This window comes from Microvirga sp. ACRRW (assembly GCF_022346925.1).
Taxonomy (GTDB): Bacteria; Pseudomonadota; Alphaproteobacteria; order Rhizobiales; family Beijerinckiaceae; genus Microvirga.
The window spans coordinates 563,522-589,189 of record NZ_JAKRNJ010000003.1; the positions used below are offsets into that span (position 1 = coordinate 563,522).

Annotated in this window: 28 protein-coding genes and 2 tRNA genes; 17 read left to right on the top strand and 13 right to left on the bottom strand. The window is 61.5% G+C overall.

Annotated elements, in window-relative coordinates; translation table 11 throughout:
- Positions 1–435: 435 nt before the first annotated feature.
- Positions 436–525, bottom strand: a tRNA-Ser gene (locus MHY87_RS09985).
- Positions 526–797: 272 nt separating this feature from the next.
- Between MHY87_RS09985 and rplU the strand changes: the two genes are divergently transcribed.
- From rplU to MHY87_RS10050, 13 genes are all read left to right on the top strand, one after another.
- Positions 798–1,190 carry a 50S ribosomal protein L21 gene (rplU, locus tag MHY87_RS09990; RefSeq protein WP_239351406.1) on the top strand — a complete coding sequence of 131 codons (393 nt, stop codon included), beginning with the start codon at positions 798–800 and terminating at the stop codon, positions 1,188–1,190.
- Between the two features lie 38 nt (positions 1,191–1,228).
- On the top strand, positions 1,229–1,495 hold the full coding sequence (rpmA, locus tag MHY87_RS09995) for a 50S ribosomal protein L27 (protein WP_239351408.1): 267 nt from the start codon (positions 1,229–1,231) through the stop codon (positions 1,493–1,495).
- A gap of 184 nt (positions 1,496–1,679) precedes the next feature.
- Positions 1,680–2,330, top strand: a complete 651-nt coding sequence (locus tag MHY87_RS10000) for a GNAT family N-acetyltransferase (protein ID WP_239351410.1) — start codon at positions 1,680–1,682, stop codon at positions 2,328–2,330.
- Positions 2,331–2,433: 103 nt separating this feature from the next.
- Positions 2,434–3,468 (top strand): GTPase ObgE, encoded by a 1,035-nt coding sequence (obgE, locus tag MHY87_RS10005; protein WP_239351412.1) that lies wholly within the window; start codon positions 2,434–2,436, stop codon positions 3,466–3,468.
- Entirely contained in the window at positions 3,465–4,595 is a 1,131-nt protein-coding gene (gene proB, locus MHY87_RS10010; RefSeq protein WP_239351414.1) for a glutamate 5-kinase, read from the top strand. The genes obgE and proB overlap by 4 nt, the downstream gene beginning before the upstream one ends.
- Positions 4,596–4,609: 14 nt before the next feature.
- Positions 4,610–5,896, top strand: a complete 1,287-nt coding sequence (locus tag MHY87_RS10015; protein WP_239351416.1) for a glutamate-5-semialdehyde dehydrogenase — start codon at positions 4,610–4,612, stop codon at positions 5,894–5,896.
- A gap of 53 nt (positions 5,897–5,949) precedes the next feature.
- Entirely contained in the window at positions 5,950–6,549 is a 600-nt protein-coding gene (locus MHY87_RS10020) for a nicotinate-nucleotide adenylyltransferase (RefSeq protein WP_239351418.1), read from the top strand.
- A 67-nt stretch (positions 6,550–6,616) separates the two neighbouring features.
- Complete coding sequence (rsfS, locus tag MHY87_RS10025; RefSeq protein ID WP_370644881.1) at positions 6,617–7,036, top strand: ribosome silencing factor; 420 nt, start codon at positions 6,617–6,619, stop codon at positions 7,034–7,036.
- A gap of 101 nt (positions 7,037–7,137) precedes the next feature.
- The gene (gene rlmH, locus MHY87_RS10030) at positions 7,138–7,632 is read left to right on the top strand and encodes a 23S rRNA (pseudouridine(1915)-N(3))-methyltransferase RlmH (protein WP_239351420.1); all 495 of its coding nucleotides are present in this window, start codon (positions 7,138–7,140) and stop codon (positions 7,630–7,632) included.
- A 3-nt stretch (positions 7,633–7,635) separates the two neighbouring features.
- Positions 7,636–8,991, top strand: a complete 1,356-nt coding sequence (locus MHY87_RS10035) for a murein hydrolase activator EnvC (protein WP_239351422.1) — start codon at positions 7,636–7,638, stop codon at positions 8,989–8,991.
- Positions 8,991–10,301, top strand: coding sequence for a S41 family peptidase (locus tag MHY87_RS10040; RefSeq protein ID WP_239351424.1), 1,311 nt, complete (start codon positions 8,991–8,993; stop codon positions 10,299–10,301). The genes MHY87_RS10035 and MHY87_RS10040 overlap by 1 nt, the downstream gene beginning before the upstream one ends.
- A gap of 206 nt (positions 10,302–10,507) precedes the next feature.
- Positions 10,508–11,056, top strand: a complete 549-nt coding sequence (locus MHY87_RS10045) for an RNA pyrophosphohydrolase (protein ID WP_239351425.1) — start codon at positions 10,508–10,510, stop codon at positions 11,054–11,056.
- A 267-nt stretch (positions 11,057–11,323) separates the two neighbouring features.
- Positions 11,324–11,992 carry a DUF1236 domain-containing protein gene (locus tag MHY87_RS10050; RefSeq protein ID WP_239351426.1) on the top strand — a complete coding sequence of 223 codons (669 nt, stop codon included), beginning with the start codon at positions 11,324–11,326 and terminating at the stop codon, positions 11,990–11,992.
- An 80-nt stretch (positions 11,993–12,072) separates the two neighbouring features.
- Here the strand turns inward: MHY87_RS10050 and MHY87_RS10055 are convergent, their stop codons facing one another.
- The 3 genes from MHY87_RS10055 to MHY87_RS10065 form a co-directional block, all read right to left on the bottom strand.
- Entirely contained in the window at positions 12,073–12,255 is a 183-nt protein-coding gene (locus MHY87_RS10055) for a hypothetical protein (RefSeq protein ID WP_239351427.1), read from the bottom strand.
- 199 nt (positions 12,256–12,454) lie between these two features.
- Positions 12,455–14,368, bottom strand: a complete 1,914-nt coding sequence (locus MHY87_RS10060; RefSeq protein ID WP_239351428.1) for an acyltransferase family protein — start codon at positions 14,366–14,368, stop codon at positions 12,455–12,457.
- A gap of 192 nt (positions 14,369–14,560) precedes the next feature.
- Positions 14,561–14,645, bottom strand: a tRNA-Leu gene (locus tag MHY87_RS10065).
- A gap of 148 nt (positions 14,646–14,793) precedes the next feature.
- Here MHY87_RS10065 and MHY87_RS10070 point away from each other — a divergent pair.
- From MHY87_RS10070 to MHY87_RS10080, 3 genes are read left to right on the top strand one after another with little or no spacing between them, the layout of a single operon-like run.
- Complete coding sequence (locus MHY87_RS10070; protein WP_239351429.1) at positions 14,794–15,375, top strand: YqaA family protein; 582 nt, start codon at positions 14,794–14,796, stop codon at positions 15,373–15,375.
- 9 nt (positions 15,376–15,384) lie between these two features.
- On the top strand, positions 15,385–15,879 hold the full coding sequence (locus tag MHY87_RS10075; protein ID WP_239351430.1) for a disulfide bond formation protein B: 495 nt from the start codon (positions 15,385–15,387) through the stop codon (positions 15,877–15,879).
- Positions 15,880–15,881: 2 nt separating this feature from the next.
- Entirely contained in the window at positions 15,882–16,550 is a 669-nt protein-coding gene (locus MHY87_RS10080; protein ID WP_239351431.1) for a M15 family metallopeptidase, read from the top strand.
- A 90-nt stretch (positions 16,551–16,640) separates the two neighbouring features.
- Here the strand turns inward: MHY87_RS10080 and MHY87_RS10085 are convergent, their stop codons facing one another.
- Positions 16,641–17,210: an HNH endonuclease gene (locus MHY87_RS10085; RefSeq protein WP_239351432.1), complete on the bottom strand. Its 570-nt coding sequence runs from the start codon at positions 17,208–17,210 to the stop codon at positions 16,641–16,643.
- Positions 17,211–17,360: 150 nt separating this feature from the next.
- Here MHY87_RS10085 and MHY87_RS10090 point away from each other — a divergent pair, with 150 nt between their 5' ends.
- Positions 17,361–17,879, top strand: coding sequence for a DedA family protein (locus MHY87_RS10090; RefSeq protein ID WP_239351434.1), 519 nt, complete (start codon positions 17,361–17,363; stop codon positions 17,877–17,879).
- A gap of 2 nt (positions 17,880–17,881) precedes the next feature.
- Here the strand turns inward: MHY87_RS10090 and MHY87_RS10095 are convergent, their stop codons facing one another.
- From MHY87_RS10095 to MHY87_RS10130, 8 genes are all read right to left on the bottom strand, one after another.
- Complete coding sequence (locus MHY87_RS10095) at positions 17,882–18,763, bottom strand: 3-hydroxybutyryl-CoA dehydrogenase (RefSeq protein ID WP_239351436.1); 882 nt, start codon at positions 18,761–18,763, stop codon at positions 17,882–17,884.
- 84 nt (positions 18,764–18,847) lie between these two features.
- On the bottom strand, positions 18,848–19,789 hold the full coding sequence (locus tag MHY87_RS10100; protein ID WP_239351437.1) for an electron transfer flavoprotein subunit alpha/FixB family protein: 942 nt from the start codon (positions 19,787–19,789) through the stop codon (positions 18,848–18,850).
- A 15-nt stretch (positions 19,790–19,804) separates the two neighbouring features.
- Entirely contained in the window at positions 19,805–20,554 is a 750-nt protein-coding gene (locus MHY87_RS10105; protein WP_239351438.1) for an electron transfer flavoprotein subunit beta/FixA family protein, read from the bottom strand.
- 104 nt (positions 20,555–20,658) lie between these two features.
- Complete coding sequence (locus tag MHY87_RS10110; protein WP_239351439.1) at positions 20,659–21,408, bottom strand: rhomboid family intramembrane serine protease; 750 nt, start codon at positions 21,406–21,408, stop codon at positions 20,659–20,661.
- A 7-nt stretch (positions 21,409–21,415) separates the two neighbouring features.
- Positions 21,416–21,991: a cob(I)yrinic acid a,c-diamide adenosyltransferase gene (locus MHY87_RS10115; RefSeq protein ID WP_239351440.1), complete on the bottom strand. Its 576-nt coding sequence runs from the start codon at positions 21,989–21,991 to the stop codon at positions 21,416–21,418.
- Between the two features lie 27 nt (positions 21,992–22,018).
- The gene (locus MHY87_RS10120) at positions 22,019–22,609 is read right to left on the bottom strand and encodes an acyloxyacyl hydrolase (RefSeq protein WP_239351441.1); all 591 of its coding nucleotides are present in this window, start codon (positions 22,607–22,609) and stop codon (positions 22,019–22,021) included.
- A gap of 107 nt (positions 22,610–22,716) precedes the next feature.
- Positions 22,717–22,908 (bottom strand): twin transmembrane helix small protein, encoded by a 192-nt coding sequence (locus MHY87_RS10125; RefSeq protein ID WP_239351442.1) that lies wholly within the window; start codon positions 22,906–22,908, stop codon positions 22,717–22,719.
- 95 nt (positions 22,909–23,003) lie between these two features.
- Positions 23,004–25,592, bottom strand: a complete 2,589-nt coding sequence (locus MHY87_RS10130; RefSeq protein ID WP_239351443.1) for a TIGR02302 family protein — start codon at positions 25,590–25,592, stop codon at positions 23,004–23,006.
- Positions 25,593–25,668: the final 76 nt, after the last annotated feature.

The following is a 25,668-nucleotide window of genomic DNA, read 5'->3' on the forward strand; positions in this document are numbered from 1 at the left end:
GCGCTGCTTGCAGCGGCCGACAACCCGAACATAACCGACCAGCTTCTCAAGGGCGTGCAGCTTGGTGACTGCAGCTACGAAAGCCATCTCGAAGGCTCAGGGCTTGGGCTTACCCATTCATGGGCGCCTGTGCTTACGGTAACGACAGACAGGTTATGCAGCCTTTATGAACGACCGCAATTGGCCCATGTTTCGGTATTGGGCAGAATGCTGTCATTGGTCCAATCATCACCCCCACACCTGCTCATCATGCCAGAACCGGACTGGGTAGTTTTGGGGCGGAGAAACGAGGCAAGGCTGGAGTCCTGAAGGCCTCATTTTGCTCCGAATAAGGGCGCTTCAGAGAATAGTTAACCGGGGAGTATCTAAAGGATACCGAGACTTGCGAATATTGGCCTGAAGGGAAAATGCCTGAAATATCAAGGCCTTAGATAATGGCGGAGAGGGGGAGATTCGAACTCCCGATACGGTTGCCCGTATGCCGCATTTCGAGTGCGGTGCATTCAACCACTCTGCCACCTCTCCGGGTCGCGAAGGCCTAAGGCCCGCTGGTTGAGGCGGGGTGGATATCATGGGCTTGGCGGCTCTTCAAGCACCCTCGGGCATGTTTTTGCGGGGTTTTTGATTGACAAAGCTTAAGGCAGCCCGTAGGTAAGCCTCCTCTATGAGCGGGGACAAGTGCCTGCTCGTATCCATGCGGCTGTGCAAACGGCCGTGAACCGAAGCCGGAAACTGCCAAAAAGCCAAGCCTGCGGGAGCTTTCTCGTAGAGATTTGGGTTTGAACACGAGGATCAAGATGTTCGCAGTGATCAAGACCGGCGGCAAGCAGTATCGCGTTGCCGCCAACGACGTCATCACCGTCGCCACGCTCGCAGGCGAGCCGGGCACCGCCGTTACCTTCGACCAGGTTCTCATGGTCACCAACGACGGCACGACCCAGGTTGGCGCCCCCCTCATCGAGGGCGTGACCGTGGCAGGCGAAGTGGTGGAGCACACCCGCGGCGAGAAGGTCATCTCCTTCAAGAAGCGCCGTCGCCAGAATTCGCGCCGCAAGCGCGGGCATCGCCAGGATTACACCGTCGTGCGGATCACCGAGATCCTCGCCGGTGGCGCGAAGCCCAAGAAGGCTGCGGCCAAGAAGACCACCAAGGCTGCGGCTGACGAAGCTGCGCCGGCCAGCGCTGAATAAGCGTCGGCAACTGACACAGAACACGGGAGTACACACCCATGGCTCATAAAAAAGCAGGCGGCTCTTCTCGCAACGGCCGTGACTCCGCAGGCCGTCGTCTCGGCGTCAAGCGGTTCGGTGATCAAGAAGTGATCGCCGGCAACATCATTATTCGTCAGCGCGGCACGAAATGGCATGCCGGCGCTAACGTCGGCATGGGCAAAGACCACACGCTCTTTGCCACGGCCAATGGCCGAGTCCGATTCCTTACGCGTCAAGGCCGAGCGTTCGTATCGGTCGTACCGGCCCAAGAGGCAGCAGAATAAACGGCGAGAGCAAAACGAAGGAGCTCCCGCCGGCATCACACCGACCCGGCGGATCAAAAGCTCCAAGTTAGGCCCAAAAAGCCAAGCTCAGCTCAGATCCAAAACCGACAGGGGAGGTGGGATGTCCACCTCCCCTTCGTGTTTTCCGGGCCAAGGGGGCCCAATTTCGGATCGGAGCAAGACCATGTTTCCCGACCTCACCCGTGACGATGTTTTCCGTCTCGAGACGCGCCGCCTGTGGCTGCGCTGGCCTCGCCTTGCGGATGCCCAGGCCGTCGTACGCCTTGCCGGTGAGAAAGCTGTCGCGGACATGACGGCCCGAATTCCGCATCCATACTCACCGGACCAAGCCGAGAGGTTCATCTTCCAGGCGCGGCGGGACAATGCGAATGGCGAGAGCCTGCAGCTGGCGATCACCCCGAAAGGCAAGCCGAACTGCCTCATCGGTATGGTCGGGATCAGCCCGGACCCTGAGACGGGCAAGCCCAATCTCGGCTATTGGCTCGGCACCCCATCCTGGGGCCATGGCTATGCCACGGAAGCGGCCCGCGCCTTGATCGATGCCTTCTTCGCTTATGGAGATGGGGATGAGATCACGACCTGCGCCCGGGTGATCAACCCTGCCTCGCGGCGGGTGCTGGAGAAGTGCGGTTTTGCCTATCAGGGCGCCGGGCTCTCGGAGCTGCCCGCCCGGTGCGGCCTCTATCCGGTCGACCATTTCCGCCTCGACCGGCGGACCTGGGAGAGCTTGAAGGCCTGGGGCCATACCGGCTTCATCCCCGAGGCCGCCTCCGTCGAGGTCGAGATCGACCGCTCCATCTCGCTCGCGAGCTGAGCGGAGTCCGTTAATCCTGAGGCGCTCCCGTAAAACCATTCGGGGGCGCTTCTCTTTTGTACGCGTTGCTCCTGGGGATGTTGTCCCGTAAAGGATACGGGTTATGAAATTTCTCGACCAAGCCAAGATCTATATTCGTTCCGGTAATGGCGGCGGTGGCGCCGTATCGTTCCGCCGTGAAAAGTTCATCGAGTTCGGCGGGCCGGACGGCGGCGATGGCGGCCGTGGCGGCGACGTGTGGGCCGAATGCGTGGAGGGGCTCAACACCCTCATCGACTACCGCTATCAGCAGCATTTCAAGGCCAAGACCGGCGGTCACGGCATGGGCAAGAACCGCGCCGGCGCCAAGGGCGCCGACATGGTGCTCAAAGTCCCCGCCGGCACCGAGATCCTTGAGGAAGACGGTGAGACCGTCATCGCCGACATGACCCATGTGGGCCAGAAGGTGTTGCTTGCCAAAGGCGGCAACGGCGGCTTCGGCAATGCCTATTTCACCACTTCCACCAACCGCGCGCCGCGCCGGGCCAATCCTGGCCAGGAAGGCGTGGAGATGACGATCATCCTGCGCCTGAAGCTGATCGCCGATGCGGGCCTCGTCGGATTGCCCAATGCGGGCAAGTCCACGTTCCTTGCCACCGTTACTGCGGCTAGACCTAAGATCGCCGACTATCCTTTCACCACGCTTCACCCGGGTCTAGGCGTCGTGCGCGCCTATAGCCGTGAATTCGTACTCGCCGATATTCCGGGACTCATCGAGGGCGCATCGGAAGGTATCGGCCTTGGCGACCGTTTCTTGAGCCACGTGGAGCGTTGCCGCGTGCTGCTGCATCTTGTCGAAGGCACGAGCGAGGATGCGGGCGAGGCCTATAAGGTCGTGCGCCACGAGATCGAGGCCTATGGTCATGGCCTTGCGGACAAGCCCGAGGTGGTGGCGCTCTCGAAAGCCGATGCGCTCGACGAGGACACCCTGAAGGAACAGCTGAAAAAGCTGAAGAAGGCCTGCAAGCGCACGCCTCTCGTGATCTCTTCCGCATCGGGGCAGGGCGTACAGGAAGCCCTGCAATCCCTGCTCACGGTCATCGACGAAGCGAAGGCCGAGGAAGGGGCTGCGGAGGTTCAGGAAGAGTGGCGTCCGTGAGCCCACAACTCAGCCAGTTCCGCCGCGTCGTTCTGAAAGTCGGCTCCGCGCTTCTCGTGGATCGCGCGCGCGGTCGCTTGAACCACGCATGGCTTGCGGCGCTTGCTGAAGATATTGCGGATCTCCACGCGAAGGGTGCCGATGTTCTCGTCGTGTCGTCGGGCGCGATTGCCATGGGGCGCACTGTTCTTGGGCTTCCCTCCGGCCCTCTGAAGCTGGAAGAGAGTCAGGCCGCTGCAGCTGTCGGGCAGATTGCGCTCGCGCGCACATGGTCGGAGGTGCTCGCGCATCATGGCATCACGACCGGCCAGATTCTCGTCACGCTCTCCGACACGGAGGAGCGGCGGCGTTATCTCAATGCGCGCGCGACCACGCTGAAGCTCCTCGACATGCGCGCCGTTCCCGTGGTCAACGAGAACGACACGGTAGCGACCTCCGAGATTCGCTACGGCGACAACGACCGCCTGGCCGCACGCGTCGCCACCATGATCGGCGCGGATCTGTTGGTGCTGTTCTCCGACATCGACGGATTGTACACCGCGCCACCCGCATCCGATCCGAGTGCCGAGCATATTCCCGTGGTCGAGCGCATCACGCCCGCCATCGAGGCGATGGCCGGAGGTGCCGCTTCCGAACTTTCGCGTGGCGGCATGCGCACGAAGATCGAAGCGGGCAAGATCGCGACCGCCAGCGGTACGCATATGATCATCGCCGATGGGCGCGCAAAGAACCCGCTGAAGCGCGTCGCCGATGGCGGACGCTGCACGTGGTTCCTCACCCCGTCCAATCCTGCGACTGCGCGCAAGACATGGATCGCAGGCGCGCTCGAGCCGCGCGGCACGCTCATTGTCGATGAAGGCGCAGCGCGCGCGCTGCAAGGCGGTGCAAGCTTGCTGCCCGTCGGCGTGCGGCGCATCGAGGGCACGTTCCATCGCGGCGATGCGGTGACCATCCGCGACGAGAGCCGCGTTCTCGGGCGTGGTCTCGTGGCCTACGATGCTGAGGAAGCTGCCCGCATCATCGGCCGTCCGAGCCGAGAGATCGAGGCAATCCTCGGTTATGCAGGACGTGCCGAGATGGTGCATCGCGATGACATGGCGCTCGATACCGGAACAACGCATTCCTGAGATACGGACCGATCATGGAAGCTCTCAAGCTGGTCGATAGCGGCAACATAACGGAGCTGATGGCACGCATGGGGCGAGACGCCCGACAAGCGGCGCGCCGGATTGCATTGGCTTCGCCGGAGCAGAAAAACGCCGCCTTGCGCGCGATGGCAACCAGCATCCGCGCGCGCGCATCAGACATTCTCGCCGCAAATGCCGAGGATCTCGCTGAGGCCAAGGCCAAGGGGCAGACGGCGGCTTTCATTGACCGTCTTGTGCTCAATCCGCAGCGCCTCGAAGCCATCGCTGAAGCGGTGGAGAGCGTTGCCGATCTGCCCGATCCAGTCGGGCGCGTGCTGGCGCAGTTCGATCGTCCCAACGGCTTGAAGATCGAACGCGTGGCGACGCCGCTCGGCGTGATCGGCGTGATCTTCGAGAGCCGCCCGAATGTGACGGCGGATGCAGGCGCGCTCTGCCTCAAGGCGGGCAACGCCGCCATCCTGCGCACGGGTTCCGACAGCTTCCGCACTTCTGTGGTGATTGCGGAAGCGATGGGCGAGGGGCTGGAGAAGGCGGGTTTGCCGGCGGATGCCATCCGCCTCGTGCCGACGCGCGACCGCGCGGCGGTGGGCGCGATGCTGTCGGGACTGAACGGCAATATAGACGTCATCGTGCCGCGCGGCGGCAAAAGCCTCGTGGCGCGCGTACAGGATGAAGCGCGGGTGCCGGTCTTCGCGCATCTCGAAGGGCTCAATCATGTCTATGTGCATGAAAAGGCCGATCTGGAGATGGCGAAAAAGATCGTGCTGAATGCCAAGATGCGCCGCACCGGCGTCTGCGGCTCGGCGGAGACGCTGCTGGTGGACAGCACCTGCGCTGAGACGCATCTGAAGCCACTGGTCGCGATGCTGCTCGATGCCGATTGCGCGGTGCGCGGCGATACAGCGACGCAAGCCGTCGATCCTCGTGTGACGCCTGCGACGGAAGAAGATTGGCGCACGGAATATCTCGACGCGATCATCTCTGTGCGCGTCGTGGATGGCCTGGATGAGGCCATCGCGCATATCGAAACTCATGGCTCGCATCACACCGATTCCATCGTGACGGATGATGCAGCGGCAGCGGAGCGCTTCTTCCGCGAGGTCGATTCCGCCATCGTGCTGCACAACGCCTCGACGCAATTCGCCGATGGCGGCGAGTTCGGCTTCGGCGCCGAGATCGGCATCGCGACAGGCCGCATGCATGCGCGCGGCCCTGTAGGCGTGGAGCAGCTGACATCGTTCAAGTACCGTATCCACGGTTCGGGCCAGACACGTCCGTGAGCTCACCGCCCTCCCGTTTCCGCATTATGCCTTCGGGTCTTACGCGTCTGCCGATGGCCACACCGGGTATGCGCATCGGGCTCTATGGCGGCTCGTTCAATCCGGCCCATGCGGGGCATCGCCATGTGAGCCTCATGGCGCTCAAACGATTGGGGCTTGATCGGATCTGGTGGATCGTCACACCCGGCAATCCCCTCAAGGATACGGGCGAACTCGCTTCCACCGAGATGCGCATGGCACAGGCGAAGGAGATCGCCGACGATCCACGCATCGATGTGACCGCCTTCGAGGCCGAGATCGGCGCTCGCTACACCATCGATACGCTCTCCTATCTCAAGCGCCGTTTCCCGGGCGTGGATTTCGTGTGGGTGATGGGGGCGGATAATCTCGCAGGTTTCCATCGCTGGCGCGGCTGGCGGCGGATCGCCCGGCAGATGCCCATCGCCATCATCGACCGGCCGGGCTGGACCCTGAAAGCCATGGGCTCGCGGGCGGCGATTGCCCTGTCGAAATGGCGCGTCGACGAGGGCAGGGCCCCGGCCTTGGCGAGGTTGAAGCCTCCCGCCTGGGTGTTCCTGCACGGACCGCGGTCGCACCTGTCCTCCACCCTCCTGCGGCAAAGGGCGAGAACTTCTCCTTCCGGAGGACGTTGAAAAAGTGGGGCGTTCGATCTTATGTTAAGGATCGGCGCTTACCATTTGAGCGCTGTTTAGAAAGGGCTTGAACCTGAACCGACTGAACTCTGTCGAAGCGGATACCAATACGCTTCCCCCTCTCTCCGGAGCGGCTGCTCCGCAGGATGAGGATATCCGGGCCGTCGCCCTGGCATCTCTCGAGGATATGAAGGCCGAGAACACGGTCGAGATCGACCTGGCCGGCAAAACCTCGCTTGCAGACACCATGATCGTCACATCGGGCCGCTCCAACCGTCACGTGGGCGCTCTTGCCGACCGTCTTGTCAAAGACCTGAAGGACAAGGGCTTCGGCACGCCGCGCGTGGAAGGCCTGCCTGCCTGCGATTGGGTGCTGATCGATGCCGGCGACATTCTCGTTCACATTTTCCGTCCCGAGGTCCGTGGCTTCTACAACCTCGAGAAGATGTGGGGCGCCGACCGTCCTCAGGATCGCGCTGCGAGCTAGAGCATCGGACCCAAAAGCGGAAGGCACTTTTGGGATTAATCTGATGCTAACTCCTTATGAGTGCATCGTTCTCTGACGATGCATGGGAAAGGCTTGAAACGTTGCGACTGAGCTTGCTGGCCGTGGGCCGTCTCAAAAGCGGCCCCGAACGGGAGCTGGTCGAACGATATCGGCAGCGTGTGGACGGCATGGGCCGGGCCATGGGTCTGGCAGGGCTCGATATTGTCGAGCTGCCGGAGAGCCGGGCGCGGCGGGATGATGATCGCCGAGCGGAAGAGGCGACCGCGATTCTCGAGAAGGCCGGGTCCTCCGTGCTGATCGTCTTCGACGAGCGCGGCAAGAGCCCCTCCAGCGAAGCCTTCGCCGAGCGGATCAGGCAATGGCGCGATGAGGGCCGCCCCGGTGTGGCCTGCGTCATCGGTGGGCCAGACGGGCTCGATCCCAAGATCCGCCAGCGCGCTGAACTGGTGGTTTCTTTCGGTGCGCTCACTATGCCGCACCAGATCGTACGGGCGCTCGTGGCCGAGCAGCTTTATAGGGCGCTGACAATCATTGCCGGACACCCTTATCATCGCGTCGGGCACGATGATTCCTAATGCATGAATCGCTTTAAATTTCTCTCCTCCAGCAAGGCTTTAGGCCTTGCCGCATGGCTGGCCACGTCCGTTCTGGGTTCCGCATGGGCCCAGACTGTGCCCGCGCCTGCGGGCGGGACGGCCCAGGCCGCGCCGGAAAATGCGGATGATAAGCAGAAGCGCCAGAATGATCTCAAGGTCCTGGAAGACGCGATGAACGCGAGCGCCGAGGCCCAGAAGCGTCTCGAAACCGAGATCGAAGAGATCAAGACGGACCGGGCCAAGCTCAATGCAACCCTGATCGAAACCGCCTCCCGTGTCCGAAACACGGAGGACCGGATTCGTGGCTTGGAGCAACGCCTGCAGACCTTGGCCGCCTCCGAAGCCGCGATCCGCCGCTCCCTGGAGAGCCGCCGAGGCATCATCGTCGAGGTCTTCGCGTCCCTCCAGCGAATGGGCCGTCGCCCACCGCCCGCCGTGCTGGTGCGGCCCGAGGACATGCTCGAAGCGGTGAGGGCCTCTATCATCCTAGGCGCGGTACTGCCCGAGCTTCGCGCCGAGGCCGAGATTCTGGCGTCCGACCTTGCCGAGCTTGTGCGGCTCAAGGAGGCGATTGCCACCGACCGCTCCACCCTCAACACCGAGCTTGCCGCCCTGAACGGCGAACAGCAGCGCCTCACCGCCCTTATGGGTGTCCGTCAGGGCCGGATGGCCGAGGTCGAGCGCAGCATCGGGGCGGAACGGGAGAAGACGGCGGAGCTGGCCCGCCAAGCCGGCACTCTCAAAGAGTTGATCGACCGCATGGAGGCGGAGGTCGCGGGCGCCCAGAAGGCCGCCGAAGAGGCCCGCAAAGCTGCGGAAGCCCAGGAGCGGGAGGCCAAGGAGCGCTTTGCCCAGGCCGCCTTCCGGGACCCGGCGCGTCTTGCCCCAAAAATTCCATTCTCCGAGGCCAAGGGCCTGCTTCCGCGGCCTGTGAGCGGCGACGTTGCCCTGGATTTCGGGGCGACCGACAGCTACGGCGGAACGACGCGCGGCATTTCTATCACGACCCGTCCCAAAGCGTCCGTAGTATCACCGGCGGATGGCTGGGTTGCCTTCGCGGGGCCCTTCCGGTCCTATGGTCGACTCTTGATCATCAACGCGGGCGGGGGATATTATGTTCTTCTGGCCGGTATGGACCAAATCAACGTCGATGTCGGGCAATTCGTGCTCGCCGGCGAGCCAGTCGCAAGCATGGGGGACTCTCCTCTCATGAGTTTGACCGGCTCTGCCATAGAAAAGAACAATCCCGTCCTCTATGTTGAGTTCAGGAAAGACGGCGGTTCGATCGACCCAGGTCCCTGGTGGGCGAAATCGCAAAGCGAAAAGGTTCGCGGATAATGCGCAAACTCTCCCTATTGATTCTCGGTGTGGCTATCGGTGCGGGTAGCGCGACCATGGTGTCGCAGACGGCTCTGCTCTCCTCGGGCGCAGTAGCTGCTTCCGCCGATACATACCGGCAGCTGAGCCTTTTCGGAGACGTCTTCGAAAAAGTTCGTACGGATTATGTTGAAAGGCCTGATGAGTCGAAGCTCGTCGAATCGGCCATCAACGGCATGTTGACCTCGCTCGATCCGCATTCGAGCTACATGGATCCCAAGAGCTTCCGCGACATGCAGGTCCAGACCCGCGGCGAGTTCGGCGGTCTCGGCATCGAGGTGACGATGGAAGACGGTCTCGTGAAGGTGGTGACCCCCATCGACGAGACGCCAGCCTCTCGTGCTGGTATTCTGGCGAACGACATCATCACGCAGATCGACAACGACCCGGTTCAGGGCCTCAACCTGAACCAGGCCGTCGATAAGATGCGCGGCCCGGTCAATTCCTCGGTGACGTTGAAGATTCAGCGCAAGGAAGCCAAGGACCCAATCGAGGTGAAACTCACCCGCGAAACCATCAAGGTCCGCCCGGTACGCGCCCGCGTCGAGGGTGACATCGGTGTGCTGCGCGTCACGCAGTTCAACGAGCAGACCTACGAGAACCTGCGCACGGGCATCGATAAGCTTACCAGCGATATCGGCGCCGATAAGGTTGCGGGCTTCGTGATCGACCTGCGCAACAACCCGGGTGGCCTGCTCGATCAGGCGATCATGGTGTCGGACGCCTTCCTTGACCGCGGCGAGATCGTCTCGACCCGCAGCCGCAATGCCGAGGATACGCAGCGCTTCACCGCCAAGACGGGCGACCTCGCCAAGGGCAAGCCTCTCGTGGTGCTCGTGAATGGCGGCTCTGCCTCCGCATCCGAGATCGTGGCCGGCGCCCTGCAGGACCACAAGCGTGCGACGGTGCTCGGCACCCGTTCGTTCGGCAAGGGCTCGGTGCAGACCATCATCCCGCTCGGCGGCAACGGCGCGGTGCGCCTCACCACGGCGCGCTACTACACTCCATCGGGCCGCTCGATCCAAGCCAAGGGCATCGATCCGGATATCGAGGTGTTGCAGGACATCCCCGACGAGCTGAAGGGCAAGGACGAGACCAAGGGCGAGGCCGGTCTGCGCGGCCACCTGAGCAACGGCGGCGAGAAGGAAGAGCGCGGCGGTTCCTCCGCCTATATTCCGCCGGATGCGACCAAGGACAAGCAGTTGCTCGCCGCCTACGACCTGCTCCATGGCGTGCGCAAGGGTGCGGCCAATACCACGACGCCGAATTAAAACGGCGATCCGTTGCGAAACAACAAGCCTGGCGGTCCGGCGACCGCCAGGCTTTTTCATTCAGGCTTTGACAACCGCACGGAACGGCTTGTGCCGGACTGCTTGAAACGGCACTCTTGAATCGTGACCGATGGAACCATCGACAATGACCGGCGATACTTAAAATGATCGGTAGGCGAGGGGGCAGGTAAGGGAGTGAAATTCTGATGAGAAACGCCAAGAGCCCGCAGGGCAGGAAGGAACTGCCCTATCGCTCCTGCGTCGGCGTCATGCTTCTCAACAAGCAAGGCCAGGTTTTCATCGGACGGCGGCATTCCGAAGCCGACAAGGTCTCAGACGGTTACGCATGGCAGATGCCTCAGGGCGGGATCGACCCGGGGGAGGATCCCTATCGGGCGGCTCTGCGCGAGCTCTACGAGGAAACCAGCGTCCGTTCCGTGAGCCTGCTCGCGGAAGCTCCCGATTGGTATTCCTACGATCTGCCTTCCATGGTGGCCGGACGCGCATGGCGTGGGCGTTATCGTGGGCAGACGCAGAGATGGTTTGCATTCCGCTTCGAAGGCAGCGAGAGCGAGATCAACATTACCCAGCCTGGCGGCGGACATCACAAGCCCGAATTCGACGAGTGGCGCTGGGAGGACATGCATCGCCTGCCGGAGCTGATCATCCCTTTCAAGCGCGGCGTCTATGAGAATGTCGTTGCGGCCTTCAGCCATTTGGTGCTGCAGGAAGCCGACGAGAAAACCCAAGCCTGATCCTGGCATATTTTAAGACGTCCTAAGATCAGTGGCGAATACCTATGTGGGTTCCGCACCTTCGCTGATGCGTCTGCCTCTCGGCTTCGCAAGTATCCACACGTATCGGTCGCGCTCTTTTCGTCAGCAGCATCGTAGATTGCAAGACGACTGCCGAATGCGGGCATGAAGAGGGCTTGGGCGGAGGAACACTCTTCAACACTTCCCGTTGGTACGATCACGAAAGAGGCAGGAGGTCTGCCTTTTGTGAATTGGAGGATTCTCTCTATGCGTGTGGCTTTGTTGACGACCGTTGCTGCAGCTGCTTTTTCCCTCAGCGTAGCAGCCATTGCTCAAACGAGCAGCGGCTCCGGCACCACGGGTGGAGCTTCGGGTGGTGCAGCCGGCAGCGTTTCCGGCGGAGCGTCCGGCGGTGCTTCGGGCGCCATGCCTGGTACGACATCAGGTGGCGTGCCCAAGGTAAATCCCGACGCCGCATCGGGTGGAGCTTCATCCGCTACGACAGGTAGCACATCCAGCGGGATGCAGAGCGGTACGACGGGCAGTAAGACCGGTAATACCTCGGGCGGTGCCGCCGCAGGAGCGGCCACATCCGGTGCAACGACCGGAACTTCCAGCACGACCGGCCATGCCCCTAACACGACCGGCAGCACAGCAAGCTCCACGAGCATCAATGTGACCGGCGAGCAGCGCACGGAAATCACGCGTGCCTTCCGGAGCGTGGACGCGCGACCCATCAATAACGTGAACTTCACGGTGAGCGTCGGCGCGGTCGTTCCGCAGACCGTCGTCACCGAGCTGCATGCATGCCCAAGCGAGGTTGTGCGTATTCTCGCCGGCCTGCCGGAATGCCGCTATGTGATCATCCGCGATCAGGTCGTGATTGTGGAACCGAAGACCCGCAAGATCGTCACGGTCATTGAGCATCGCGGCTGAGGCTCGCAGCAAACCGATGCGATGACGCCCGTGGCGAGAAACGTGTCACGGGCGTCATTCCTGGAAAAGCGACAACAGGCTCAAGCTGCGTAATGGAACTCGCTCTTGCGTTCCCGAGGTTCGTCGCGTGGCAGCAACGCGATCGCTGCGCGAGCATAAATGCGAAATTCCTCTTTCAGGATTTCAGGCTCGGCATCCCATAAAAACGCATCTTCCTCGGCTTCATAGAGTGCGCGAGCAACGTATTCGACTTCTTGGTCCATGATATATGCCCCTTGATCTCAAGGTGATTGCTTCTTGCGGCCATCCTTGAAACGCAGTTTTACAAATGACTTCGGCGAAAAGGCTTGGCCGTTCAACAGAAGTCATTTGCGCCAAAGGTTCCCGATTTGGCAAAGGTGCAAAAGGGGTAGCTCAATAGTTCCAAACTCTCTGGGCCGCAGCAGGGCTGGCGTCAGTTTACTAAAGCTTGGGAGGGCGGGTGAACTCTTTCAGAATGCCTGACTGCATTAACTTCTTGCCAAAGTATTTCGCGCCTGCCGGCGTTATATGGGTGTGATCGAAAAAGATTGGTTGTCCCTCAGATAGAACAGCGCATTTATCCTTAGAAGGACAAAGGAGCGCCATCAGGTCTATGAAACGATCCTTGGATATGAGCTTCAGAGTCGCGTTGATGTTCTGAGCGTCCTCATTCCGTTCGTTCGAGGCATAAGCTTCCAATCCGGCGAGCCGTCCATGAGCGTTTGCTATCTGCACGCTGCTTCGGCGAAGGTCTTTGCGACCCGCGATATAGACCGGAGCTTTGGTGCTTTGCTCAAGTCGAGCCAGTACGTCGGGAATATAGGGGAGATTGTAGTCATACCAGTGACTTGCGATGATGACGGCATCTGCCCGTTCAAGGAGCTTGGACGTGAGAAAAGTATTGTTCTCCTTGATGCACCGCGTAATGAGGCGCGGATCTGAAGCGGTGCGGAAGTTGCCGTCGTACCAATATTTGTCGGCGTCCTCGCCTGCAGGATCGACGATGCCGCATGAAGAGACGATGCGGATATACCTGATCTCTACGAAAGCTTCATAGCCGCCACTGATGAGCATGTTGATCAAGTCGGCCGCTTGAGAATCTCCGGCGACGACGACTTTTATCTTTTGTGTCGTGAAGCGTCTCCCTCTAAGGGCATACGGAGCCGCCCAAGTGTGCCGGCGCATTTCTTCGGGAGAGAAATTGTTGATCTCCCTCAGTTCTGTCGGCAGGCGCCACACCCAGCCGCTCTGCGCCCAGCTCATTGTCGCTATCAGCAAAAGTGGCGCTGCGTATGCGCAGAGCGAAAGAGGGAATGGAGGAAGCTTCGCAGGTTCATTCGCTCCTCGTGCTTCCCTGAAAGGCTGCTCGACAAAACGGTATAGAATCAATGCAGCAGCAAACGAGGCAAGGATCATGAAAACGGAGTGCGTCCATTCTGTCTCAAGCAGAAAATACTTGGTAAAGACAACGATGGGCCAATGGACCAGATAGAGTGAGTAGCTGATGAGCCCGATACCGACCATGACGCGGTTGGCGACGACAGCAGCTGGCCGGGCTGTTCTGCCTGCATGGATTGCCATCGCCGTTCCGAGGGCTGGGACCAGCGCAGCGGTGCCTGGGAAAACCGTTTTCTCGTCGAAACTCAGGATGGCATAGATGATCAACCCGAGGCCGAAGAGATAGGCCGCATCGTTCAGCAAGGGAGCTTTGGGCCGATATCTCTCGGCCCAGACAACCAAAGCGCCAAGCGCGAATTCATAAATGCGGAAGGGCGAGAGAAAGAAAGTCGCAACTGGATTGGTGTCTAGTCCCGACAAGGCATCGACGAAGCTGCCTATGCCCAAGGCGCCTATGACAAGTGGCAGGATCCAGGCACGCTTTCTCGCCAGAAAGACAATTATGGCAGGCCAGACGAGGTAGAACTGCTCCTCGACACTCAAAGACCATGTATGAAGGAGAGGCTTGAGGGTGGCGCCGGCATCGAAGTATCCACTCTGCAGCCAAAAATAAATGTTCGATAAAGATAGGATCGCGTAAATAGTAGAAGCTGACAGATTCATGAAATCTTCAGACGAGAAGATAAAGAACCCTGCCACATAGCTGATAGCTATCGTTGTCAGCAAAGCCGGAAATAAGCGCCAGATGCGGCGAACATAGAAGCGCTTGAATGAAAAAGTGCCATTTTCGGCATCGATCTTGATGATCTTCGTAATCAGATAGCCGCTGATGACGAAGAAGACGTCAACGCCAACGAAGCCGCCTGAAAATTGAGTAAATTCAACATGAAAGAATAATACGGCTAAGACAGAAATCGCCCGTAAGCCGTCAATATCTGCTCTGTAACCGAGCCGCAAAGTATGCTCCCCCGACGCAATTCGCCGGGTTGTTATCACATTTCATAAAAGCTGGGCAAATTACCGAATTGTCATCTTCGACGGCGTCGCGCTGAGCTTGACGCTTTCGCGCTACCTTAAGGCAGCTTGGACTTTCCCCTGAAGGGGCGGTCTGTATTTTTGCTGTGCAGGAATCATCGCTAAAAAGCGGTATGGTGCCCCTGGCCGGGATCGAACCAGCACTCCTTGCGGAACTCGATTTTGAGTCGAGCGCGTCTACCAATTCCGCCACAGGGGCAAGGAACTGCGAAGTAGCATGAGGGTGTGAGCAGGGTCAATCAGTCAGATGTGAAGCTGCGCCGCAAGGCTTGCCTCTCGCCAATGGGCCTCCATTGTGCTCAAAGGGCGCACGTAGTCCTGTTTCACGTCATACCTGCCGGGATCCGATGCTCAGACGCCTTTATGACTGGACCCTTTCTCTCGCCTCGAAGCCTTCCGCTCCCTATGCCCTGGCTATCGTGTCCTTCTCGGAAAGCTCGTTCTTCCCGGTGCCGCCGGATGTGATGCTCGTGCCGATGATGCTGGCGCGGCCGGACAAGGCCTGGTCCTACGCCCTGATCTGCACGATCGCATCGGTCATCGGCGGTATCTTCGGCTACGTGATCGGTCTGGCGCTCTACGATTCCATCGGAGCCTGGCTCTTCCAGCTCTATGGCCTCACGGAGGGGGCGGAGACGTTCCGCCATGCCTATGCCGAGTATGGCCACTGGGTCATCCTGTTGAAGGGGCTGACACCCATCCCCTATAAGCTCGTGACTATCACCTCCGGCTTCGCGGGCTATCACATCGGCTGGTTCATCCTGCTCTCGGTTATCACCCGCGGCGCGCGCTTCTTCCTCGTGGCGCTGCTGATGAGCCGGTTCGGACCCCGCATCAAGACCATCATCGACAACAATTTCAATCTGGTCGCCGGCGGAGCTATCATCGCCATCGTCGGCGGCTTCGTGGCCTTCAAGTATATGTTTTAAGGAATGGCGATGCGCTTCCGCCTCTCCATGCGCCAAGTCGCCTTCGCCGTCGCGCTCGGCGCGGCGGCGACCGTCGGCGGCGCGCTCGTGTTCGAGCATGTGTTCGGCTACGTGCCCTGCAAGCTGTGCCTGATCCAGCGCAATCCCTACTACATCGCCATTCCGCTCGGGATCGTGGCAGCCTTCCTGCCGCCGCGCTGGACGCGGGTAAGCCTGTGGCTTCTCGCGCTCGTCTTTCTCGTGAGCGCGGGGCTCGGCGCCTATCATTCCGGTGTTGAATGGGGCTTCTTCGCGGGGCCAAGCGATTGCGGAGGCGGCTCGGGAGCGGGCGCCGGCAATGTGGGCGATTTCCTCAATCAGCTGCAGACGACCCGCGTGGTGAGTTGCACAGAGGCGGCGTGGCGCTTTCTGGGATTGTCGCTCGCGGGATGGAATGTGCTGATCTCGCTTGGCCTAGCAGCTTTCGCGGCCATGGGCGCGGCAGGCAAGGGCTTTGGAAAGTGACGATGCCGCGCGGCCGTGTGAACGGCTTGCAGGGCGCTGGCGACATTTCTATCCGGCCCTTCGCCTGGGCCGTGAAGCTGCTTCGACATTCCCTCCGTTTCGGAGTGCTCATCGCCGCGCTGCTCGGCGTGGGCGCAAACGCAGTCGCCCAGCAGAACGGTGATGTGGGCCAGAGAGCGGCTGCAGGCCATTCTTATCAGTCGATCTTCAGACCCGAAGGCATCTATGCCAAAATCCCTGAGCGGGATGACCAAGGCCGCGATCAACGCGCGATGTTCAGGGCCTGGAACCCGGATCCGGTAGGAAACCACGAGGCTAATCTCCGGGCCCTCCATCCGTTGCTTGCCCGCGTGGTGCAAAAGGCCCAGGCCGATAACCCAGGTTTGGCCTTCGTGATAGGCTCGGGCCTGCGCGATGGCAGCCTGCAGCGCAAGGCAGTCGCCTGGGGATGGTCGAGAACCAACGGGGGGCCACACGTGCTCGGTCTCGCGGTCGACTTGTGGCCGCTCGACGCGCAGGGCCATGTTGTCTTTGATCCGTCAGCACACAACCGAATTGCCGCCGCAATGAAGCGGGCTGCCAGAGAGCTCGGAGTGCCGATTCTCTGGGGTGGACATTTCCAGAGTTTCAAAGATGCGGACCGCTCGCATTTCGAGCTCAGGCGTCCATAACGGAAAGCCATCATTATCGCCCGCATTCGCGAGCGGATTGCGTATCATGACACGCCTTCATGGCACGCGCGCAATAGATGCCGAGAAGCCTTAAGGCTCCAGCTCGCTGTCCCAGTAGAGATAGTCCATCCAGCTTTCATGCAGGTAGTTCGGCGGGAAGAGCCGCCCGTTCGAGTGCAGATCGTGGATGGTGGGGGCGAAGGGATGCTGGCGAGGGAACATCTCCACTTCGCGGGGCATCTTGTCACCTTTTCTGAGATTGCATGGCGCGCAGGCGGCGACGACGTTTTCCCAGGTGGTCTGGCCGCCCTTGGAACGGGGAACGACGTGGTCGAAGGTAAGGTCCTCGCGGGTGCCGCAATATTGGCAGCTGAAACGGTCGCGCAGGAAGACGTTGAAGCGGGTAAAGGCTGGATGCCGCGAGGGCTGAACGTAGGTCTTGAGAGAGATGACCGAGGGCAGGCGGACTTCGAAGCTCGGACTTCGCACGACTTTGTCGTACTCGGAAACGATGTTCACCCGGTCCAGGAACACCGCCTTGATCGCATCCTGCCAACACCAGATGGACAAGGGGTAGTAACTCAAGGGCCGGTAATCGGCATTGAGCACCAGAGCCGGACAGGCCTCCGGCCTTACAACAGGTTGGACGTGTATCGTCACATCGCCTCCTCTCAAAGAAGAGTAGCCCCGTCTGAGTAGACTATAGGCATTGTGACGCTGTTGTGAAGTTCGCCGATAAAGGCGTTTGTGACGCACCACACAGGAAATGCGTCTAAGGATGGCGTTTCTTATGCGAGGAAGCAGGTGAACATGGCCCTTCTGCAGCACATTTTCGGGTCAGTCGAGACAGCCATTGCCGCTTACGGGGTCTTTGCCCTCTTCCTTATTCTCTACTTCGAGTCCTTCGGGGTGCCGCTCCCCGGTGAAAGCGCCCTGATCACCGTTTCGCTGCTGGCAGCCCACAGCGATCATTCCATTGGCCAAATCATTCTGGCTGCGTGGCTGGGCGCCGTGCTGGGAGACAGCACCGGCTATCTCATCGGGCATATCGGCGGGCGGCGTGTGCTGCTGTGGCTGGCGCCGCGCATCGGGCTGACGCCGGAACGCTTGGGAAAGGTGGAGAAAATCGCCCGGGAGAAAGGCTTCTACATGGTCATGACGGCGCGCTTCGTCGTGGGCTTGCGCCAGCTCAACGGCATTCTGGCAGGCACGGTCGCGATGCCGTGGCCGCGTTTCGTCCTGGCAAATGCCCTGGGAGCGCTGCTCTGGACATGCTTCTGGGGACTCGGCGCCTATTTCTTCGCGGACCTATTTCGCCGCTTCTTATAGGTTTAGCGGGTCGGGACAGGGTGCTCGCCGCGATAATCGTAAAAGCCGCGCTTGGTCTTGCGACCGAGCCAGCCGGCCTCGACGTATTTCACCAGAAGCGGGCAGGGGCGGTACTTGGAATCGGCCAGACCCTCGTAGAGCACCTGCATGATCGACAGGCAGGTATCGAGGCCGATGAAGTCGGCGAGCTGCAGCGGGCCCATCGGATGGTTCGCGCCGAGGCGCATGGCCGTGTCGATGGCTTCCACCGAGCCCACGCCCTCATAGAGCGTATAGATCGCCTCGTTGATCATCGGCAGCAGGATGCGGTTGACGATGAAGGCCGGGAAGTCCTCCGAGACGGTAGAGGTCTTGCCGAGCTTGGCGATGAATTCCTTGGAGGATTCGTAAGTCGGGTCGTCGGTGGCGATGCCGCGGATCAGCTCCACGAGCTGCATCACCGGTACCGGATTCATGAAGTGGATACCGATGAACTTTTCCGGGCGGTCGGTGGCGGCGGCCAGACGCGTGATGGAGATCGAGGACGTGTTCGTCGCGATCATCGTCTCGGGACGCAGCGAGGCACAAAGGTTGGTGAAGATCTTGCGCTTCACCTCCTCGTTCTCGGTGGCGGCCTCGATCACGATGTCGCAGACGGAGAGATCGTCGTAGCCTCGGGCCGGCTTGATGCGCTCAAGCGCCGCCTGACGGTCGGCATCCGTGATCGCGCCCTTGGCGACCTGACGGGCCATGTTGCCGTTGATGGTGGCCAAGCCCGCGTTGATGCGGTCCTCCGAGAGATCGTGGAGCCGGACGGTGAAGCCCGCGAGCGAACAGACATGAGCGATGCCGCTGCCCATTTGTCCCGCGCCGATCACGCCAACCGTCTTGATCTCAATGCCCATCTGACTTCGCCTGCATCCATGCTTTGAGCATCCGGGCGAGCGTTCCCGCCCGGATGCAATGTTCGAAACCTATTCCTGGACCGATTAACCGGCTTTGGTCAACTCATCCTTGAGTTCAGGAAGGATTGCGAAGAGGTCGCCGACGAGGCCGTAATCGGCGACCTGGAAGATCGGGGCCTCCTCGTCCTTGTTGATCGCCACGATCACCTTGGAATCCTTCATCCCCGCCAGATGCTGGATCGCGCCTGAGATGCCCACCGCAATGTAGAGATCCGGCGCCACCACCTTGCCGGTCTGGCCCACCTGCCAGTCGTTCGGCGCATAGCCCGCATCCACTGCCGCGCGCGAGGCTCCCATCGCCGCCCCGAGCTTGTCGGCAATCGGCTCGATATACTGCTTGAAGTTCTCCGCAGACCCCAGCGAGCGCCCGCCCGAGATGATGATCCTGGCCGAGGTCAGCTCCGGACGGTCGCTTTTGGCGATCTCCTCGCCCTTGAAGCTCGACAGCTGCGGATCGCTGGCCGCGTTCACGCTCTCGACCGCGGCCGAGCCGCCCTCACCGGCGGCCGGGAAGGCGGCGGTGCGTACCGTGATCACCTTCTTGGCGTCGGTCGCCTGCACCGTCTGGATGGCGTTGCCGGCATAGATCGGACGCTCGAAGGTGTCGGGCGAGACCACCTTGGTGATGTCGGAGACCTGCATCACATCGAGGAGCGCTGCCACCCGCGGCATGATGTTCTTGCCGTTCGAGGTCGAGGGCGCGATCAGCGCGTCATAGGCGCCTGCCAGCGACACGATGAGCGCGGCGACGGGCTCGGCCAGCATGTGCTCGTAGGCGGCATTGTCGGCCAGCAGCACCTTCTCCACGCCCTCGAGCTTGGCGGCGGCATCGGCTGCGGCCTTGGCGTTGGAACCCACCACCAGCACGTGCACGGGAGCACCCAGCGCCTTGGCGGCGGAAAGGGCCTTGTGGGTAGCGTCCTTCAGGTGAGCGTTGTCGTGCTCGGCAATCAGCAATGTGGTCATTGTTCTTGATCCTTCTTAGAGCACGCCGGCTTCGGTCTTGAGCTTCGAGACGAGTTCGGCCACCGAACCCACCTTCACGCCCGCCTTGCGGCCGCCCGGCTCGGTGGTCTTGAGCACTTTCAAGCGCGGAGCGACATCGACGCCGAGGGTCTCCGGCGAAGTCTCGTCGAGAGGCTTCTTCTTGGCCTTCATGATATTGGGCAGGCTCGCATAGCGCGGCTCGTTGAGGCGCAGGTCCGTGGTGACGATGGCCGGCAGCTTCAGGCCCACCGTCTGCAGGCCGCCATCGACCTCGCGGGTCACGTCGACCGAGCCTTCGCCCACATTCACCTTGAAGGCAAACGTGCCCTGCGGCCAGCCGAGGAGGGCCGCCAGCATCTGTCCGGTCTGGTTGGAATCGTCATCGATGGCCTGCTTGCCCATGATCACCAGATCGGGCTTCTCCTGCTCGATCACGCCTTTCAGGATCTTGGCGACGGCCAGCGGCTCGACGGTGGCATCGGTCTTGACCAGGATGCCGCGGTCGGCGCCCATGGCGAGCGCGGTGCGGATGGTCTCGCCGGCCTGAGCGGGGCCGATGGAAACGGCAACGATCTCGGTGGCCTTGCCCTGTTCCTTCAGGCGCACGGCCTCCTCGACGGCGATCTCGTCGAAGGGGTTCATCGACATCTTGACGTTGGCAAGCTCGACCCCGGACCCATCGCCCTTCACGCGGATCTTGACGTTGTAATCAACGACCCGCTTCACACACACCAGAAGCTTCATTCGTCTGTCCTCATTGAAGATCAGGCCCGGATATGGCTCATCGTAAGCTCTCCGGACAGATAGGAAAAAGGCTGAGCGGGACCGTAGCTTTAAGGTCCCATTTGTCAACGCGATGACTGCAATTCCTGCGCTGCTGCGCGGGCGAGAACCGGATCGTAGCGATGACGCATGATGGGGATGAGAATAGCGCCCGCGATGAACCCGCCAAGATGGGCAAACCATCCCACCCCATCGTCCGCGCCGAAGAAGGCCGAGACGAACTGCACGGCAAACCAGAAGCCGATGGCCCAATAGGCTGGCAGGCGCAGAGGAATTCCCCCGAGGAACAAGGCCCAGATCCGCACACGCGGATAAAGGATCACATAGGCCGCCACCACGCCCGAGACGCCGCCCGAAGCGCCGATGAGCGGACGCTCAAGCGCCGGCAGGATGAAGCTCTCCGGCATGCTTGCGCCTGCCATGGAGAAGGATGCTACGGCATGCACGAGGCTCGCGGTGATTCCGCAGATCAGGAAGAACGCTAGAAAGCGCAGGTGCCCCATCGCGTCTTCCACATTGTCGCCGAACACCCACAGAAACAGCATGTTGCCGATGAGGTGAAACCACGATCCGTGCAGGAAGATATTGGTGACGAGCGTCATCCACACCGGCACGAAGGGATAGCCTTCGGGCAGTGTCTCGTAGCCGAACAGCACGGCGGGGATGAGGCCGAGGCCGCCGACCATCTCATCGGCGGATAGCGGCCCATAGACATAGAAAAGATGGATGAGAACGCAGGCCACGATCAGCGACCGCGCCACGACCGGCGTTTTCATGTGCTGGAGCGGAACGCCGTCGTGAAGCGGGAGAAACATGATCCCTCTAGCGGTTCTGGCCGGGAACCCAGAGAACGTCCAGGTTTCCATTGTCATTTACGTGGCGTGAGGCCACGAACAGGAAATCCGAGAGACGATTGAGATATTTCGCGACTTCTTCGGAGACCTTCTCATCGGGCTCCTGCATCAGCTCCACCACATTGCGCTCGGCCCGGCGGCAGGTCGTGCGGGCGAGATGCAAGGCGGCGGCGGCTGGCGTGCCACCGGGCAGGACGAAGGAGCGCAGGGGCTGGAGGTCCGCGTTCAGCTCGTCGATCTCCCGTTCGAGACGATCGACCTGACCTTGCGTAATCCGGAGTGGCTCATAGGGGAGCGGCTTGCCCGTCTCCACGGTCGCGAGATCGGCGCCGAGATCGAACAGGTCGTTCTGGATGCGGCCGAGCATCGAATCGATCGGCAGATCCTTCGTGTGCAGGCGAGCCATGCCGATGCAGGCATTGGTCTCGTCCACGGTGCCGAAGGCCTCGATGCGCAGGTCATGCTTGAGGCGGCGTCCGCCGGCGGCGAGCGCCGTCGTGCCCTTGTCCCCGGTGCGGGTGTAGATTCGATTGAGAACGACCATGAAAGGCCCAGGTTTTAAGGGTTTCGTTTAGAACGAATACCCAACCCGAGCGCCGACATTCGTCAAGCCCCGATTTTCGGAGCAAGCGCCGGCATTGGAGAGATGCTCGATGGTGGCCATCACGCTCCAGTTGGCGGACAGGCGCACGCCCACGGAGCCGGATTCGCGGAAGAGGGGCGAGCAGCCCAGGGATTGGCGATTCGCGAAGGGATCGGTGACCTTGTCCTCGCCGTTATGGATGGCGCCGCCGAGGCTGCCTTCCACGAACAAGCTCGGGGTGATGTCGAACGTCCAAGTCAGGCCCGCATAGGCGAAGCTCGTCCGGTCGTCGAAGTTCAGGCTGCCGCCGATATGGGGGCGGGGGATGAAGTAGCTCGTGAACAGGTCAGACGCGGTGAAAGGCTTCGCGAAGAGAATTTCGCCGGTGAGATTGGCAGAGCCGTCCTCACCCTCGGGGCCCCAGGGGTCCTGGGCGGAGAAACCGCCGCGGAATTCGGAGAGAAGGCTCGGCTGGCTCGAGCCCTGAGCGGAAGGCTTCCTCGCATCGGCGGCGTAAAGGCTGGTCGATCCTGCAAACAGGACCAGAAGGCTCAAGCCTAAGGCTTTGCTGACGCGCATTAGAAGGAGATCCACCGCTTATTGATTTTGAAGCCATCAGGCTACGCCCGTATGGCTAATGATCTCTTAATACAAACCGTGGCGAAAAAGTGTCAAGACCAAGAAGGCTAAGCCGCTCTCCACCAGATTACGCCCATGATGACGATGATGGCGAGAAACTGGAGAAGGACACGCAGCCTCATGAGGTGCTGCGACCGGCTCGCGCTGCCGCCGCGCAGCATATTGACCAAGCCGAGGAGCAGGACGAAGGCAACCGCCAAAACCGCAATGGGGACAATGATATCGGCAAAACTGGACATCGTGATTCCATGAATGGGTCCGGAGCCGGCAATCCGGAATCCGGTGGAGGAAAGGGGCCTCGCGTTCCTGAAGCCGTCCCCTCTTAACCCTAAACCTAGTTTCTGCGAAGCAGGCGCTCGAAGTATTCGAGTTCTTCCTGCGAGCGCATCGGATCGCCGAGCTTGCGCCGCAATTCCTCCAGGATGCGCTGGGCCCGTTGAGTTGGACTGCAGCCGGAGCAAAGCATATCACCGATATTGTCCTGATAGCCGGGCTTGCGGGCTTCACGCCCTAAAGGATCTTGGTTTGATCTGTTGACCTGTCCGTTGGCGCCCTGCGGCTCGCCTTGGCCGGGCTGGTCGCCCGCCTGCTGGTTGCCGTCTTGGCCCTGCTGCATCTGCTGGGCCATGCCCTGCATGCCGCGTCGCAGGTTTTCGAGCGCGCGTCCCTGGGCATCGACGGCCGGGCCATCCTGCCCCTGGCCAATCGCGCCCTCGGCCTCGCGCATGTCCTGCTCGGCTTCGCCAAAGCCTTGCTCGCCTTGCATGCCCATGCCTTCCATGCGGCGTTGCAATTCCTGCAATCGTTCGCGCAGAGCCTGCTGTCTTTGGCGAAGGCCTAACGGGTCCTGCTGATCCGAACTGCCGTACTGGCTTTCCTGATCGCCTCCGTCGCCTTGATCTCCCTGCTGGCCTTGCTGTCCCTGCTGGCGCTGGCCCTGTTGGCGCCGGCCTTGCCGCTGACCGTTGTTGCGGTCACCCTGCTGCATGCGCCTGTTCTGACCCTCGCGGAAGGTTTCATCGCGCAGGTTCTGCTGTTCGCGCGTCATGTCCTCGAGATCGCGCATGGCCTGGCCCATCTCGCGTCCGAGCGGATCGCTCATGCGGCTGTTGGGCTGGGCCATTTGAAGGTTCTCGAGGATATTGCGCAACTGATCGAGGAGACGCTGGGCCTCCGCCATGTCGCCGCGGCGCATGGCCTCTTCCATCTGCTGCAGCATCCGGTTGAGATCATTCTGCGTGATCATCCGGTCCGGCATACGCTGGTTCTGGTTGTCGGCCTGCCGGTTCTGCTGCATGCGCTGAGCGAACTCGCGGAGGAACTTGTCCATCGCTTGCCGCAGCTCGTTCGTCAGACGCCTGATCTCGTCCTCCGTCGCGCCGCGCTCCATGGCCTCCTTGAGGCGCTCCTGGGCGGCACGCAGCTCACGCTCCGCGTCGGAGAGATTCCCGTCCTCGATCTGCAGCGCCATGCTCCAGAGCCAGTCCGCGATTTCAGTCAGAGCCTCGTCGTTCCGGGCGCCGCGCAAGCGCTCGGCGGCCATGCGCAGGCCCATGAACACGCCCCATTGCGGCGTGAATTCCGCCGGCTCGATGAGAAGGGCGTCGAGGGCGATCTGCACGCGCTTGCGGTCGTCGGGGGCGAGCACGAGATTGCGCCGCTGCTCAACCAGGGCCTTGGCGAGCGGATTGGTAAAAGGACGCTGCGGCAAAGTGAAGGTGATGGTTTCGCTGGTCGCCTCCTGACCTGCTTCGTCCTTGGCCTTGAGTTTGATTGTCACCGGGGCCCCTGCCCAGGGATGGTTGGTCAGATCGACGGGAGAACGCGTATCGGGCGCATTCTGCTCGTGGCTCGGCAGGCTGAGCGTGAGAGAGGGGGCGGGCACGAGAGAGCGGCCCTTGCTGCCGTCTGCCTTCTCGACCTGGCCTTCGAGCGAGGTGATGCCGTAATCGTCTTTGCCCTTGTAGATGAGGGTGAAGGTGCCGCGCTCGTTGACCTCGGGCGGCCCGGTGAAGGCGATCTCCGGAATGCGGTCGGGGATGGCTTCGATCTTGAGGATGGCGCTATGGGCAAACCCCGTGCTGATGGTCAGTTCGGTGCTGCCGTCGAGGGTATAGCGTTCCTCGCGCAGATCCGCGCGCTGGGTGCTCTTAGGCGGCAGGGCGGTCAGGCCCTTGCCCGCCTCAATCTCCGCCTTGCCGTCGCCCGCGACGCGAATGACGATGGTGGAGCGGATCGGCGCCCGCAATGATTGGCCCTTCGCGAGATCGATCATCAGCGGGGGCATGCGGGTATAAAGCGGCGGATCGATCCACCCGTCGATGCGGAAGGACGGCGCCGAGGCCGTGGCCTCACGCCAGTCGAAGGCCGCCTTGAGACGCAAGCCGATCTCCGGGCCGGCCACGAAGGCGCTGGTCACGAGCGCGAGAATGCCTGCGGCCCGCAGCGCATAGCGGTCGCGCCGGGGCATGTCGGGCTGGGGTACGGCGACCCGCATCCGTCCGACAGCCTCCTCCGCTTTTTTTCGGTGAAGCAGCCAGAGCGCCCGCGTTCCGGGATCGCTGGAACCCAGCGCCAGGCTGTCGTCGAGCACCCGCGCGGGGCCGTGGGTGAGGCCGGTATCCCGGTCGAGTCGGTCGAGGGCGCGCGTGCGGCTCGGCATGCGCAGGCGCAGCAAGGGCCAGAGGGAGAGGAGAAAGGCAGCCGCGAAGAGGCCAAGCCCGGTCATGCGCCAGAAGCGCGTGAGATCGAGCCAGAGGCCGAACCAGGATAGCGTGAGAAAAATGAGGGCGATGGAGAGCGGCAGCCACAGGCGGGGCCAGGCATCCTCCCACCAGAGGGACCAGCGCGCATGAGTGATCAGGCGCCCGAACCTCTTGCTCAGGTTGCTTTGCGCAGGCGACGGGTTCGGGCCTTCGCTCATGCAATCAGTCTCCGCAGCACGGTTCTGTGCTAAAGCCCCCTTCGAGAAGCTAGCACGCCAGCCCCGGATGACCAGC